Below are 14505 nucleotides of genomic sequence, written 5' to 3'. Positions count from 1 at the left end.
GCCAGCGAAGGCTATAGCCGTTCGTCATGGATAAAAGATGGAGTCGAGCCCATGACGGATACTGTTGTCGATCGCTTCCTGCGCTATGTCGTCATCGACACCCAGTCAGACCCCAGCTCAGCCGCGCAGCCCTCGACCGAAAAGCAGAAGAATCTCGGTCGTGTATTGGTCGCTGAGTTGCAGGCAATCGGCCTGTCGGACGCGCATATGGACGGGCATGGCTACGTCTACGCAACCATCCCATCCAATGTCGACAAACCCGTACCGGTGATCTGCTTCTGCTCGCACATGGACACGGCTCCCGACTTCACCGGAACAAACGTCAAGCCGCAAATTGTCCAGAACTACCAAGGCGGTGATATCCGGCTTTCAGGCGATCCGCAGCAGATCATTCGCGTCAGCGACAATCCGGCGCTGCATGACCAGATCGGCAACGATATCATCACCACCGACGGCACCACACTGCTCGGCGCCGACGACAAGGCCGGGCTTGCCGAGATCATGACGGCCGCGCAGATCCTCGTCGACAATCCGGACATCCGGCACGGCACGATCAAGATCCTCTTCACACCGGACGAAGAAATCGGCCGTGGCGTCAACAAGGTAGACCTCCAAAAGCTCGGCGCCGAGTTCGCCTATACTGTAGACGGCGAAACCGCCGGGCATATCGAAGACGAAACCTTCTCGGCCGATGGAGTCGAGATCACCGTTCAAGGCGTTGCGATCCACCCGGGCTTCGCCAAAGGCAAGATGGTGAACGCAGCCAAGATCGCCGGTGCGATCCTCAGCCGGCTGCCGAAGGATACAGCGCCGGAGACGACCGCCGGCCGCGACGGCTTCGTTCACCCGACCGGGGTGACCGGCTCGATGGAAAAGGCCGTCCTGAATCTGATTGTCCGGGATTTCAACAACAAAGGCCTTGTCACCAAGGAAGCCATGCTCGAGACGCTCGTCAAGGACGTGATGGCGGAGTATCCCGGCGCGTCCTACAGCTTCGCGGTCACGCAGCAATACCGCAACATGAAGACGATCCTGGACCGTTATCCGCAACTCGTCGAAAACGCCGTCGAGGCGATCCGTCGCGCCGGCATGACGCCTGTACGCGGCAGCATCCGCGGCGGCACCGATGGTTCGCGGCTCTCCTTCATGGGCCTGCCCTGCCCTAATATCTTCGCCGGCGGCCACGCCTTTCACTCCCCGCTCGAATGGGTGAGCCGGCAGGACATGGAAAAGGCCGTCAGCACGCTCGTCGAGCTGGCGAAAATCTGGGAGGAGCGCGCCTAGCCCGCCGCGCGTCGGCCTAAAGGTGTGCAGCGGCTTTTGCGTTCGGAATTGCGTAAATACAAAGACATAGAGCATTGAAGGCGATTCAATGCCCCGTTCGGCCGATAGGCAAGACGGCCTTCAGGTCTTGCGGGCAAGTTGACGCACGAGACCGCGCCGGCCGCGCTCCATGACGATGTTATGGTTCCAGCGGAAGACCGGCTTCAGGATGAAGGACAATATGACCATCCAAGGCTTGGTGACATGGACGATCCAATCGTAACGCACGTGGCATTTGGAGCCTTCGGAGCGTAGGGTCCACCGGCCGATGCCCTCGAGCTCGCCGGTAGCTCGGCCTTCGATCGTGGAAAGCGGTTCCACCCTCGCCGTCTGCATCTCGAAGGTCAGCTCGTACGGCAGCGCGGTGGACCACCGCAGCCGGAGGACGGAACCGATGCCTGCCTGATCGCCCTCGCGCAAAACATCGACCTGTTTCACGGACGGCCACCAGTCAGGCCAGGCCTCGGGCGCATTGAGCACCCGCCAGACATCCTCAACTGATGCATCGAGGATCCATTCCGTCACAAGATGAAACTCGGTCGACGACATCGCACATCCGACTTCAAGCTATTAAACCAGGGGCAAGCACAGAGAGGCGCTTGCGACATTATGCATGAACGGCGCGAAAAATATCAGCCGGGTGCCAACCGCTCAGCTGCGCAAACCCGGCGCTTCCTGACCGGTGCGAGCCACATATTCGGTGTAGCCGCCGCCATATTGGTGGATGCCTTCGGGCGTCAGTTCCAGCACCCGATTGGAGAGTGCTGCCAGGAAATGCCGGTCGTGCGAAACGAACAGCATGGTGCCCTCGTACTCCGACAGTGCCTTGATCAGCATTTCCTTGGTGTCGAGGTCGAGGTGGTTGGTGGGCTCGTCAAGCACCAGCAGGTTCGGCGGGTCGAACAGCATGATCGCCATGACCAGCCGCGCCTTCTCGCCCCCCGACAGCACCCGGCACCGCTTCTCCACATCGTCGCCGGAAAAGCCGAAACAGCCCGCCAGAGCGCGCAATGGTCCCTGCCCCGCCTTCGGGAACGCGTCTTCCAGCGACTGGAAGACGGTGCGCTCGCCGTCCAGAATATCCATCGCGTGCTGCGCGAAATAGCCCATTTTGACGCTTGCACCCAGGGCGACACTGCCCTGATCCGGCTCGGCCGAGCCTGCCACCAGCTTCAGGAGCGTGGACTTGCCGGCGCCGTTGATGCCCATGATGCACCAGCGCTCGCGGCGGCGCACCATGAAGTCCAGCCCTTCATAGATGCTGCGGCTGCCGTAGCTCTTGTGAACGTTCTTCAGGTTGATCACGTCCTCGCCCGAGCGCGGCGCCGGCTGGAATTCGAATGCGACTGCCTGGCGGCGCCTGGGCGGCTCCACCCGCTCGATCTTGTCCAGCTTCTTCACACGGCTCTGCACCTGGGCCGCGTGCGAGGCACGCGCCTTGAACCGTTCGATGAACTTGATTTCCTTGGCGAGCATCGCCTGCTGGCGCTCGAACTGGGCCTGCTGGTGCTTTTCGTTCTGCGCCCGCTGCTGCTCGTAGAAGGCATAGTCGCCCGAATAGGTCGTCAGGGAGCCGCCGTCGATCTCGATGATCTTGGTGACGATGCGGTTCATGAACTCGCGATCGTGCGAGGTCATCAGCAGCGCGCCCTCATAGCCTTTCAGGAATTCCTCCAGCCAGATGAGGCTTTCGAGATCCAGGTGGTTGCTCGGCTCGTCGAGCAGCATGGCATCGGGCCGCATCAGCAGAATGCGGGCGAGCGCCACGCGCATCTTCCAGCCGCCCGACAGCTTGCCGACGTCGCCGTCCATCATCTCCTGGCTGAAGCTCAGACCTGCCAGAACTTCGCGCGCACGGCCTTCCAGCGCATAGCCGTCCAGTTCCTCGTAGCGCGCCTGCACCTCGCCATAGCGTTCGATGATCGCGTCCATCTCGTCAGCCCGGTCGGGATCCGACATCGCCGCCTCGAGCTCGTGCAGTTCCGCGGCAACGTCGCTCACCGGGCCGGCGCCGTTCATCACTTCGGAGACGGCGCTGTGCCCCGCCATCTCGCCCACATCCTGGTTGAAATAGCCGATGGTGATGCCCTTATCGACGGACACCTGCCCCTCGTCGGGTTGCTCCTCGCCTGTGATCATCCGGAAGAGTGTCGTCTTGCCGGCGCCGTTCGGACCGACGAGGCCGATCTTCTCGCCCCTGTTGAGCGCCGCGGAGGCCTCGATGAAAAGCAGACGATGGCTGTTCTGCTTGCTGACATTGTCGATACGGATCATGTGTGTGCGAGTTCCAAACGTTGCAGTGCCCTTGGGACATGTGCCGCGGGGCGTATCGCAAATCTTCGGCATCGTAAATGGCAGTATCGCCGCGGACCGCCCTTTGCGCGTCATGTTTGACGCGCGGCGCTGTAAGGTCAGGCGCTAACAGGGCCGAAAGGCGTTGTCGAAATCGGCCCCTTTACTGCGCCTCTTTTTCGTAGAAATAGGCATGGATCGAGGCAAGGGCCATCAGAACAACGAGCACCACCAGGCCGAAGATCTGGGCGATTGCCATGCCAAAAGCCCTCGCCGATATCCCGACAGGTCTCCGGCCGGAGCCTGCGGACTGGCGGACCGGTTTCGTCACATCCGCATCTGCCGTGATCCTGATCGCGTTCGCTCGCAAATGCTCCGTCAGCTTGCGATTTATCTCCGCATCGGTTGCGTCGCCATCGGCATTCAGACCTGGCCCGTTTTTTCGTGCTGGTGTCTCAGTCATGGGAAGCCCTCGGTGTGGTCAATCCATTTTCTCTGCCTGCACGAATGTGGAACGCATCATTGAGTAACGGCCACGGGCTCGACCTTCACAACGTCTCCCGGCAGCACCAGGGTACCTTCGTCCGCCGATATCTTGGTCGACTTTCCATCCTTCTGCCGAACGATGGAATAGGCGATGCTGGCGGCCGTACCTGCCTGCGGTGTCTGGGCCGCATCAGCCGATTGCAGGAGCGCTTCGCTCATGAGATCGCGGCTGGTGACGAGTTTCAGGTCCAGCGTATCCAGTTCCGATTCGGTGTTCTGCAGTTCCTGGGCAAGTTGGGCATCCCAATCGTTTCGAAGATTGGTCTCGTCCTGGCTCGCCTTGCTGACGTCCTGCTTGGCCTTCAACGATGCCGTGTCAATATCAAGCAGGGCCGCCTGCAGGTCCGCCGCCCTTTGCTCGACAGTGAGCTTGCGCGCACTCAGCGCAAGCCCCTTTTCCGCCAGTGTATCGACGCGGTCCTTGTCTTCCATGACCAGCTCCAGCTGCCGGGTCTGGGTGGCGGATTTCTTGCCGAGCGATTCGATTTCCTTCTGCAGCAGGGACTTCAGCTCGGCAAGCTGCGTCAGTTGGAGCTTCAGGCGTTTGTCGCGCGATATCATCAGGGCCTTTTCGCTCTCGATGAGACCCGCAGCATCGGCAACACCTTTCAGTTCCGGCGGAACGACGATGTCGGCTTTCTCGGCGATTTCCGCCTGCAGCCGCGCGCGCCGAATGAGAAGCCTGTTTCTTTCGGCGATCTGCACGGACGATTCGCCCCGGGCCGTGATGAAGTCACGCGCAAATCGCTGGCCGTTCTCGGCCCGACGCAGTCCGCCGCCAAGGCTCACCGCCTTCAGCACCGTCATTTCCGGCGCATAGGGATATTCTCCTGGCGTCTGCACCTCGCCCGCCAGATAGATCGGCCGGTATTGGGCCAGTTCCACCGAGGCCGACGGACGGTCCGGCAACCCGAATAGCTTTTGAAGCTGCAGCCCGACCTCTTCGGCAATTTCGGACGTCGTTTTTCCGGACGCAGGCAGGGTGCCGAGGAACGGCAGGGAAATGCCGCCCGACGCGCCAACGGTATATTCGCCGCTGATGGCCGACCAATCCCTGACGGTTCCTTCGGCGGTCTGCCATTCCGCCACGCGGATCCTCAACTTATCCATGGCCCCGAGCGCATAATCGTCTGCAAAGGCGAGCTGGACGCCCGAAACGCTGATTGCCAGCGCGAGCGCGGAAAGGCGCACCGCATCCGCGGCCCGCTTGCCAAGGGCAGGAAGTCCTACACTCAGGCTTCTTCTCATAAAAATCCCTCACTTAATTGCCAAAGCCGTTCCCGGCGTGACGACGGAAGCGGCCTATTCACATGCTGAAGACTGAGATCAGTAGCTGCCCCGGGACAGGCAGACAGCAGGAATTGTCTTTGCGACGATGACGACATCTCTGATCAGCGACCAGTTGGTGACATAGTGGGTATCGAAGGCGATGCGTGCAGCATAGGAAACATCGTTTCTGCCGCTGACCTGCCACAGTCCGGTCAGACCGGGGCGAGACTTCAGATAGTAGACTGCCGACGATTCATAGAGTTCCAGTTCGTCTTCCACGACGGGACGCGGGCCGACGACACTCATGTCGCCACGGATGATGTTGAGGAGCTGCGGAAGCTCGTCGAGGCTCAGTTTGCGCAGAACGCTGCCCACGACCGTGACGCGCGGATCATCCTGCAGTTTGCGGGTTGCCTGCCATTCCTCATAGGCTTTCGGATTTTTCCGGAGATGATCCTGCAGGATCCTGTCTGCATCCGGCGCCATGGTGCGAAACTTGAGGCACTTGAAGAAGCGGCCATTGTGACCAACGCGGCGGTGTCCATAAAAGATACTACCGCCATCTGAAAACTTCACTAGAGCCATCAGAAGCAGAAAAATCGGACTAAAGACAAGCAGCGCCAGAGACGCAGCAACGATGTCGAACCCCCTCTTTGATATTCCCCCTATCGGCCGGTGTCCCCCGGCTTCGATGGTCGTAAAATACGGCGAACTTGCCGATCGAGTCGCAGACTTCATGGGAGTTAACTCCATTTGCGTTTGGCGATTGGTCGGGTCCCCTTGGGGCGCATGGCATCAATTACGGAAGAGAGTGTAGAGGCAGATTTTGTTTTTTAAAGGCAGATTTCATGCCGCATTTGCCGCCGAAGCAGGTCGTAGCCCAAGCTTAACTTTGGAATACCTATTATTAATACGGATAATCCACCTAAAAACTTTAGATCTATAAGCAACTATTAATTATTGATAAATACATTCGGAAATTTTCCGAAGAAATATTTGCAATTTTTTCTTTATTAAAGCGATTTAAACGTTTGCATATATATTTACACGATCTTGCGATAGTGCATATAATACATAATTTATTCGTTTTTTTTGACATTTTTTTTGCGTCGCAACATTATTTTGCACTGCACAGATTTTTATTAAAAAATGCTAATTTTGTAACAAAAGTTGACCGATAAAGCTGGTTTTGTGCAATTTTAAGATATATTAAAAATCTAAATCAATCTGTGCGAGTGCTGAAGTGGAGGAGCCGGGCGGAAATATGGCAAAATCCTGTTTCCTGCCCTGATTTGCAGATTGGCCTGTCGAGTCGCTAAAGTTAACCAGTCGAACGGCATCTCTTCCCGTTGACGCCACCAAAAATGTTTGCGGTTATCGCGCAATCGACAGATGAATTTAAATGCGGGCTAAGATTTGATGCGGTAAATGGTGCCGTCCACGATGAGTCCTAGTGTTCCTGTACCGGTTGAATCTGCAGGTCACGTTCGATATGTTAATAATTGCCTAAGAGGAAAAGGTGGTTTTTTCCATGATGTGCGCAAATCAAGACGTAGCCTTGAGGGTGTCCTGATGTTTGCACCACGTGTTTTTGTCAGCATGTTGGGAGCCCTGGCCGTTTTTGCCATTGGGACTTTCTTGCTGACTGGCTCGGCCTGGACTACCGCCTGGCAGACACTGGCCTGCGCCGTGCTGTTGCAGGCCGGATATTTCGTTACTGTCCTGGCACTGGTGATAAAAGAAGGCAAAAATCGCCGGAAGGCGACGCAAGGACAATCTGCAGCTTCCGCAGTGGCCGGCGAGGACAAAGAGCCGAAAGCCCTTCACGTTCCGCACAATCCGCCTCACTTCAACTCCTGAAGCCCATAAACCGCCCAATTTTCTGCTTTCTGTGCTTCCCGCAGTGCGGCGAAGGCAACAAGGTTTTCGCAAGTGCAACATCATGCCTTGTCGCCTGTCTACAGCCGGCCTAGTTTCGGTGTGACAGCGATAGAGGAAGATGATCATGAAACCGAATGCCGATGTCTGCGTCATCATTGCCGCGAAGAATGCGGCCGAGACGATCGGGCGTGCTATCACGTCAGCGCTGGCGGAACCTGAAACCGCAGAGGTTATGGTTGTCGATGACGGCTCGAGCGACGGCACGGCGGATGTTTCGCGGCAAGCGGATGACGGCACCGGCCGCTTGACCGTCACAAGCTTCGACGTGAACAGAGGACCGGCGGCAGCCCGCAATCACGCCATCTCACTTTCGAAGGCACCGGTGCTGGCAATCCTGGATGCCGATGATTTTTTCTTTGCCGGTCGGCTGAAAAACCTTCTGTCTCAGACGGACTGGGACTTCATCGCCGACAACATTGCCTTCGTAGACGAGGAAAAGGCGTCGAGCGCGCATCTTGCTCTTGAAGCCTTTCCGGCCGCGCCCCGTGATCTTGACCTCAGCGAATTCATCGAGGGCAATATCTCGAAACGTGGTGTGCGACGCGGCGAGATCGGATTTCTGAAACCCCTGATGCGGCGCGATTTTCTGGATGCGCATCGGCTTCGCTACCAGGAAAGCCTGCGGCTGGGCGAGGACTACGACCTCTATGCCCGGGCGCTGACGAAGGGCGCGCGCTACAAGATCATTCACAGCTGCGGCTACGGCGCGGTCGTTCGCGGCGATTCACTGAGCAGCAGCCACCGTACGATCGATTTGAAACGGCTCTACGAAGCCGATCGGGCCATCCTGTCGCAAACCGGTCTCTCCGACCAGGCGAGAGCACTGATCGGCCGGCACGAGCGCCATATTCGCGGGCGATACGAGCTTCGGGAGTTCCTCGATATCAAGCGCCAGTCCGGCCCGAAGGCCGCCCTGCTCTACGCACTCGGCAAGCCATCCGCCATTCCGGCGATCGCTGGCGGCATCCTTGCCGACAAGACCGAGCGTTTTCGCCGCCAGCCTCAAGCGGCGCCGGTGGCGCTCGGTGGCTCCGGGGCGCTCCGCTATCTCCTGCAGCCGCCATCAACGGCCGTCTGATGCCGGAATGATGGCGGCGGAACCCGTGCCGGGCTGCGCCTTATAAATAGGCGCGGCGCACGCTCTCGATGACGTCCAGAAAGCGCTCCTTGCGCTCTGCCAGAACATGGTCGGTACTCAATTGCGGCGTGGCGCGCGCCGCCTGCCACAGCGACAGGGCCGAAGGTGCGGCGAGCAACTGCTTTGCGGCAACGCGCAGGGAGGTCTGTTTCGGATCGCGCACGGCAACCATCGCGCTGTCGTCGATCTGCCGCTTGTTCGGATCCTCCAGCGCCGGCTGCCGTGCGTCGAAGCCGATACCCCAGAAACGTGCGCCCTTGGCAATCGCCTCGGCCCGGGTCGACACGGGAACATGACGCGGACGATAGGTAACGTCGACGGTCTGGGCCCAGTCGTTCCATTTGAAGCTGTTGATGCTGTTCGAGGTCGTGACCGCGACCCAGGGCACGCGGAATGCGTCGGCGAGAATGGCGCCGTGCATTGATTCGGCGATGATCAATTCCGACTGGGCGATCTCGCGGATGACCTCCTTGGCGTCGCCGCGCGGATCGATGTAATGCAGGCCGACGGTTCCGCAGATGATGGGCCATATGCCGGCAGCAGCCGATTCCCAATGGGGAACGAAGCTCTTCTTGTGCTTCTTCGGCAGATTCTTGAATTCGGGCATTTCGGCAACCATGACAGCTGGGTCGACGATGCCGAGTTTTGGATCGACCCCGACCTTCTGCGCCGTGAGGGGGCCGCGCACGCAGCGGATGTCCCATTCGCGGCTATCGCTCATGTCCGGCAGGGTACCGTAGCCGAAGCCACTTCCCAGTACCAGCTTGTGCCGGCCCTCCGGCAGAAGCACGCGGTTGAGGACCGTGCCGACGCCGACGAGAAGTGTTTCCCTATGAACGTCGCGAAAGCCCGGGATCAAAAAGTCCCAAAGCCACAGATTGAGGTCGTCGCCGAAATTTCCGTGCTCCGATTCCCAGTAGTAAGGGTCCATGACTTCTCCTGTGTGCATTGCCAAGGGACTTGAAAGGACGCGATCTGCCTCGTGCAGTCACGTATATCGATGTGCACTGCAAAAAATGCTGCAGCTGCGAAGGCTAACGTGATAATTTGCCGACGGCAAGCTGGAGCACACTTTGCAATATTCTCGGATCGCGCCAGACCCAACGTGCAAGGAGGTTGAACTGCGGCATCCTTCGCCGCTTGACCAGACGCGCCTGGCTCCAGAGAGCCTGTTTCCGTGCTGTGTGCTTGTAGGTGTGGATGGAAGCGGCTTCCTCTGTTTTGTGCGCAAAGCGCCCTTCCAACGTATCGAGCGCAACCCAGGTGTTGAATTGCTGCGAAAGAAACTCTGGAGAATCATTGTCGATGCTGTGGAAGATATTGACGCCCTCTCCCCGCACCGCCCCCGGGTCGTTGCAGAGGATCACGCGCTCGGCGGCGATCGCGCAGTCGCAAAAGAACAGCACGTCTTCCGCTGCCAGGCGAAGCTCTGCTTCGAAGCGCAGAGCCTCGAAAAGTTTTCGCCCGATCACCATGCAGGACAGGTGCAGGAAGCTCCAATCCCTGAGCATGACCTTGGGGAATTCGGGAACCTCAAGAACCAGCGGGCTCTCCGAAAGCCGGACTACGGGCTCGGTCTTCTGCAGCTCCGCGACGCCGAAATGATAGTAGAAAGCGTCACCGCCGGTGATCGAAGCCCAGTAGCAATCCGATCCGAAGCGGGTCATCGCGTCGTAGGCGTTCTTGAGGTGATCCTTGGTCCAAACGTCGTCGGAATCGAGAAAGGCGACAAAATCCGTTTGCGCGGGGACATTGTCGAGACCCGTGTTGCGCGCGCCGCCCGGCCCGGCGTTCGGTTGCTTGATCACCTTGATGCGCAGGCGCTGCTCGTGCGGCAGCTTGTCAAGATCCATTTCGATCGGGAACGGAGACTGATCATCGACGATGATGATATCGAAATCCTGGTAACTCTGCGCGAATACCGACTCCAACGCCCGCTGCAGAATTCCAGCCTGTTTCTGATAGTAGGGAATGATAACCGTAAATTTCGCCATCTTTTCGTCCTTGCGGTTTGTCTAGAAGATGTTGCTGGTTTCCTCCCCCAGGCTGCGCCCACCGGCGCCTCTCCTCTGCCTTGATCCTCCCATCGACACATAGGATTTACGCCATGCCCCCCACAGTCAACGTCAAATCCGTCACAAGCAATGTGGGCTGGAGCATTTTATCCAAGACAAGCACATTCGGGCTTAAGTTTGTCACTGTGCCGATTCTTGCCCGTATCCTCACGCCGCAGGAGTTCGGTGCCGTTGCCGTGGCGCTCACCGTTGTCCAGTTTCTGGCGATGATCGGCGGCGCGGGGCTGACCTCCGCTTTGGTCATCCAGCGGGAAGAGGAAATGGAAACGGTTCATTCGGTCTTCTGGGCGAACCTGGCGATTTCCTGCCTCATGGCGCTCGGACTCTATGTCTGCGCGGATTTCTTTGCCACTCTGCTCGGCGCGCCCGACGCCGCTTATCTCTTGAGAATCATGAGTTTTCTCATCCCGCTGCAGCTCGGCGGGGATGTTGCCTACTCGCTGCTAGCCCGGCGCATGAACTTCAGCAAGGATGCCTTCTGGAGCATGGTTTCCGAATCGCTCGGCGCCGTCGTTGCGGTTGCGCTGGCGCTTCTCGGCTGGGGCGTCTTTGCCCTGATCGCGCAGCTTTTCGTGTCCGCCTTCGTGCGCCTTTGCGGCCTTTATGCTGTCTCGCACTATATGCCGCGCTTCGTATTCCACCCTCACCGGGTCGTCGGATTGAGCCGTTTCAGCCTCGGCATGATGGGCTCGGAAATCGCCAACTTCATCACCTTCCAGTCGCCGATGGTGATCATTTCGCGCTATCTGGGCCTTGCCGATGCCGGCGCCTACTCCGCTGCCAACCGCTTTGCCAGCATTCCGAACCAGGTCGTGCTTTCGGCCGTCATGGGCGTTCTTTTCCCTGCCTTCAGCGGCATGATGGAAGACAAGCAGCGCCGGTCGCAGGCGCTGATGTTCAGCACCCAGGTAACGACCGTATTGCTCGCCCCGATGATGTTCGGCCTCTGGGCGCTTGCGGAACCGTCGATGCGCGTTCTCTTCGGCCAGCAGTGGGCTTATGCCTGGCCGGTGCTGGGACTGCTTGCGCTTTCCAAAGGCATTTTGACACCTTGCAGCACCTTCATTCCCTACTTGAAGGGCGTCGGGCACGGCCGCGCGCTGTTCTGGTCTGCCGTCATCCGCGCGATCGTTACATGCGCGGCTGTAGCCTATGGCGCAAGCACCGGCACGCTGATCGACGCGATGATCTGGCTTTGCATCGTCAATGCCGTGACGCTGGTGGCCTATTCCTGGGCGGTCTTTCGTGCGGACGGGACACCCTTTATCAAAGGACTGTACGTCAGCAGCCGCCCGATGTTGATGGCGTTGATGATGGCACTCCTCGTTCGTTACCTGCTCGATACCTTCGGTCCTCTCATGCCAAATCCAGTGCTGCAGATCGTTGTGGGCGCAGCGATCGGGGGCGTCATCTACGCCATCTTCGTGGTTCTTTCGGAGCGCCCGCTGCTCACAAAGATCTACCAACTGGTCAAGAACAGGCGTCACAGAAGCGGGGTGGAAAACACCGGCGCGTGAACCATGAAGATATGCCTCCTTGTGGTTGTATTAACGCCTTATTTGGGGACACAGCCTGACCGGGCAAAGCGATTTCATAAACCCTGACGTGCAAAATCGTGTATTTTTGAATAAATTTTTTCCGAGAAAAGCATCGGCCCAGCGGCTTACATTGGAATATTCGCACATTCTTCAACCCGCTGTGGCTAGGTCATTTTTAAAAACGCGGAGGCGCTAGACAGGCCTCAAGCGGCCATCTTTTTTCGCCGCCCACCCGCGTGCAGTGCAGCATCGAGGGCCTTTTTTCTGCTGCGACGCCATATTTTTTCGCGGGCGCTGCCCTATCCTTCATGATGCAGGTTCAAGTCTGCTCTGGTTGAAACAGTCGCTTTGGGGGGAGCGGCCCAACAGGGATGTCGTCTTGGTTATCGACGCGAACATATCATCGCGGATCAATCTGATGCGCATCTTGCTCATCTCGGGGATCGTCTTCGTACACGTCCCTTATGATCCGCAGACAAGCCCGTTTCTCGGTGCCAATGGCTTTGCCGATTGGATCCGTGTTTTTCTCGGGGATAGCATTTTCCGCGTCGGCGTTCCGTGCCTGAGCGCGATTTCCGGTTATCTCCTGTTCCGTCGCGGGCTTGATGCCTTCGACTATGGCAAGACGATCCGCTCCAAGGCGCGGACGGTTCTCTTGCCGTTCCTGATCTGGAATCTCGCCTTCCTGGCATTGGTCTATATTGCACAGGGACAGGGCATAGGCTTCGGCTATCTGCCGGACGCGGTCAATACGCCGCCGCGCGAGCTGGCGACCCTTGCCTTTGCCAGTGAAGCGGCGCCGATCAACGTGCCGCTCTATTTTCTGCGCGATCTGCTTCTCTGCATCCTGCTTGCGCCGGTTCTCGGGCTGCTGATCATGCGATACCCGCTGGCGACGCTGGCGATTTTCTTCATCTATGCCGTCTTTCCGATCCCGAATGGCATTTTCCTCAAGAAATCGATCCTGTTCGGTTTCAGCTGCGGCATCTATGCGAGCCTCCACAAGATCGATATCCGGATGCTCGACCCGTACGCGGAGAAAATCACCGTGGTGTTTCTGACGGCTGCCGTGCTGCTGGCGACCGCGCTCTATTGGACCGGCCCGGATTTCCCCGCCTTGATCGACATCCTGCGTAACCTGACGGCGATCTGCGGCATCGTTGGTTCCTGGGCAATTTCGGCAATCCTGGTGCGTTCACATTTGGGAATGCGGCTATCCCGGGCGGAAGGCCTCAGTTTCTGGATCTTCTGCGCCCATTACCCGCTGCTGGTCGCCTTCTGGATGCTCTGGAACAGGGCGGCGGAGCCGGAGCTTTACCCGCTCTTCTACTTTTCAACGCCGATTCTGGCCCTTCTCATTCTCATCGCGTCGCACAAGGCGGCCAAGCGCATGACGCCACGGCTACACGCCTTCCTGACCGGCAGCCGTACGAGCCGGCGCGGTGGCGCACCGAAGAGCGCAACGCCAAGCGGCGCCCAGAAGGGCTGGTCCAAGACCTATTCCGCAGAGGACAAAGCGACACGATGACAAAACCGATCCGGAAAACACTGGCCACCCTTGCCGTTCTTGCTGCCAGCCTTCCCGTGGCCACCCTTGCGCAGGAGGCAAACACCGGGACGTCCTTTGTCGAGAATTTCGACAAGATCAATCGAAAGATCTGGTACGTTTCGGACGGCTGGGACAATGGCGCCCACCAGAACTGCACCTGGTCCAAAAAACAGGTCGCGGTTCAAAACGGCGTGCTCGAACTCACCTTCGAACAGCGCAAGGCCGGCAAGCGGGACTATGCCTGCGGCGAGATCCAGACCCTCAAACGTTTCGGCTACGGCACCTACGAGGCACGTATCAAGACGGCTGAAGGTTCCGGTCTGAACTCCGCCTTCTTCACCTATATCGGGCCGACCGACAAGAAGCCGCATGACGAAATCGACTTCGAAGTCCTCGGCAAGGATTCCGGCAAGGTGCAGGTCAACCAGTACATTTCGGCCAAGGGCGGCAACGAGAAACTGGTCGATGTCGAGGGCGGCGCGAATGCGGCGTTCAACGACTACGCGTTTGTCTGGGAAAAGGACCGCCTGCGCTATTATGTCAACGGCACCCTGGTGCAGGATGTTACCGACCCCGCGAAAATCCCCGTCAACGCCCAGAAGATCTTCTTCAGTCTCTGGGGCACCGATACCTTGAGCGACTGGATGGGCAAGTTCGACTACCAGGGACCGGCGAAAATGCAGATCGACCGCTTCGCCTACACCGCGCCCGGCGACAAGTGCCAGTTTCCTGAATCCATCACCTGCAGGCTTTGACCAAGTCTTGTTAGCAACCGCAACATGAATATTGCGGCGCACAAAAAACTGAACTAGGCTCGGCACAGGCTGAGCGGAA

At 58.5% G+C, this 14505-nt stretch carries 13 protein-coding genes; 6 read left to right on the top strand and 7 right to left on the bottom strand.

Going from position 1 to position 14505, the window contains the following annotated elements; translation table 11 throughout:
• Positions 1–51 precede the first annotated feature (51 nt).
• Positions 52–1284, top strand: coding sequence for a peptidase T (pepT, locus tag A3AY_RS0103485; protein ID WP_018324293.1), 1233 nt, complete (start codon positions 52–54; stop codon positions 1282–1284).
• A gap of 120 nt (positions 1285–1404) precedes the next feature.
• On the opposite strand, the gene A3AY_RS0103480 is transcribed toward pepT, so the two are convergent.
• The 5 genes from A3AY_RS0103480 to A3AY_RS0103460 form a co-directional block, all read right to left on the bottom strand.
• Positions 1405–1872 (bottom strand): SRPBCC family protein, encoded by a 468-nt coding sequence (locus A3AY_RS0103480; protein WP_018324292.1) that lies wholly within the window; start codon positions 1870–1872, stop codon positions 1405–1407.
• A 102-nt stretch (positions 1873–1974) separates the two neighbouring features.
• The gene (locus A3AY_RS0103475) at positions 1975–3597 is read right to left on the bottom strand and encodes an ABC-F family ATP-binding cassette domain-containing protein (protein ID WP_018324291.1); all 1623 of its coding nucleotides are present in this window, start codon (positions 3595–3597) and stop codon (positions 1975–1977) included.
• Between the two features lie 181 nt (positions 3598–3778).
• Positions 3779–4078 carry a hypothetical protein gene (locus A3AY_RS0103470; RefSeq protein WP_018324290.1) on the bottom strand — a complete coding sequence of 100 codons (300 nt, stop codon included), beginning with the start codon at positions 4076–4078 and terminating at the stop codon, positions 3779–3781.
• A gap of 56 nt (positions 4079–4134) precedes the next feature.
• Positions 4135–5409: a polysaccharide biosynthesis/export family protein gene (locus A3AY_RS0103465; protein ID WP_018324289.1), complete on the bottom strand. Its 1275-nt coding sequence runs from the start codon at positions 5407–5409 to the stop codon at positions 4135–4137.
• Between the two features lie 78 nt (positions 5410–5487).
• The gene (locus A3AY_RS0103460; protein WP_026203066.1) at positions 5488–6168 is read right to left on the bottom strand and encodes a sugar transferase; all 681 of its coding nucleotides are present in this window, start codon (positions 6166–6168) and stop codon (positions 5488–5490) included.
• 834 nt (positions 6169–7002) lie between these two features.
• On the opposite strand from A3AY_RS0103460, the gene exoX reads away from it, so the two are divergent.
• A complete protein-coding gene (gene exoX, locus A3AY_RS0103455) occupies positions 7003–7290 on the top strand; it encodes an exopolysaccharide production repressor ExoX (protein WP_018324287.1) in 288 nt (95 codons plus the stop codon).
• A 139-nt stretch (positions 7291–7429) separates the two neighbouring features.
• Positions 7430–8449 (top strand): glycosyltransferase family 2 protein, encoded by a 1020-nt coding sequence (locus A3AY_RS0103450; RefSeq protein WP_026203065.1) that lies wholly within the window; start codon positions 7430–7432, stop codon positions 8447–8449.
• Between the two features lie 40 nt (positions 8450–8489).
• Here A3AY_RS0103450 and A3AY_RS0103445 read toward each other — a convergent pair whose 3' ends face one another.
• Positions 8490–9440, bottom strand: a complete 951-nt coding sequence (locus tag A3AY_RS0103445; protein ID WP_018324285.1) for a polysaccharide pyruvyl transferase family protein — start codon at positions 9438–9440, stop codon at positions 8490–8492.
• A 103-nt stretch (positions 9441–9543) separates the two neighbouring features.
• On the bottom strand, positions 9544–10503 hold the full coding sequence (locus tag A3AY_RS0103440) for a glycosyltransferase family 2 protein (RefSeq protein WP_018324284.1): 960 nt from the start codon (positions 10501–10503) through the stop codon (positions 9544–9546).
• Positions 10504–10616: 113 nt separating this feature from the next.
• Here A3AY_RS0103440 and A3AY_RS0103435 point away from each other — a divergent pair, with 113 nt between their 5' ends.
• The 3 genes from A3AY_RS0103435 to exoK all read left to right on the top strand — a co-directional run bounded on the left by A3AY_RS0103435 (position 10617) and on the right by exoK (position 14426).
• The gene (locus A3AY_RS0103435; protein ID WP_018324283.1) at positions 10617–12101 is read left to right on the top strand and encodes a lipopolysaccharide biosynthesis protein; all 1485 of its coding nucleotides are present in this window, start codon (positions 10617–10619) and stop codon (positions 12099–12101) included.
• Positions 12102–12540: 439 nt separating this feature from the next.
• On the top strand, positions 12541–13650 hold the full coding sequence (locus A3AY_RS0103430) for an acyltransferase family protein (RefSeq protein WP_083925885.1): 1110 nt from the start codon (positions 12541–12543) through the stop codon (positions 13648–13650).
• Positions 13647–14426 carry an endo-1,3-1,4-beta-glycanase ExoK gene (exoK, locus tag A3AY_RS0103425; protein WP_018324281.1) on the top strand — a complete coding sequence of 260 codons (780 nt, stop codon included), beginning with the start codon at positions 13647–13649 and terminating at the stop codon, positions 14424–14426. The genes A3AY_RS0103430 and exoK overlap by 4 nt, the downstream gene beginning before the upstream one ends.
• The last annotated feature ends 79 nt before the right edge of the window (positions 14427–14505 follow it).

It is taken from the genome of Rhizobium giardinii bv. giardinii H152 (assembly GCF_000379605.1).
In the GTDB taxonomy this organism is placed as follows: domain Bacteria; phylum Pseudomonadota; class Alphaproteobacteria; order Rhizobiales; family Rhizobiaceae; genus Pararhizobium; species Pararhizobium giardinii.
Note: the sequence above shows the minus strand (reverse complement) of the source record. Positions and strands in the feature narration are given on the sequence as shown.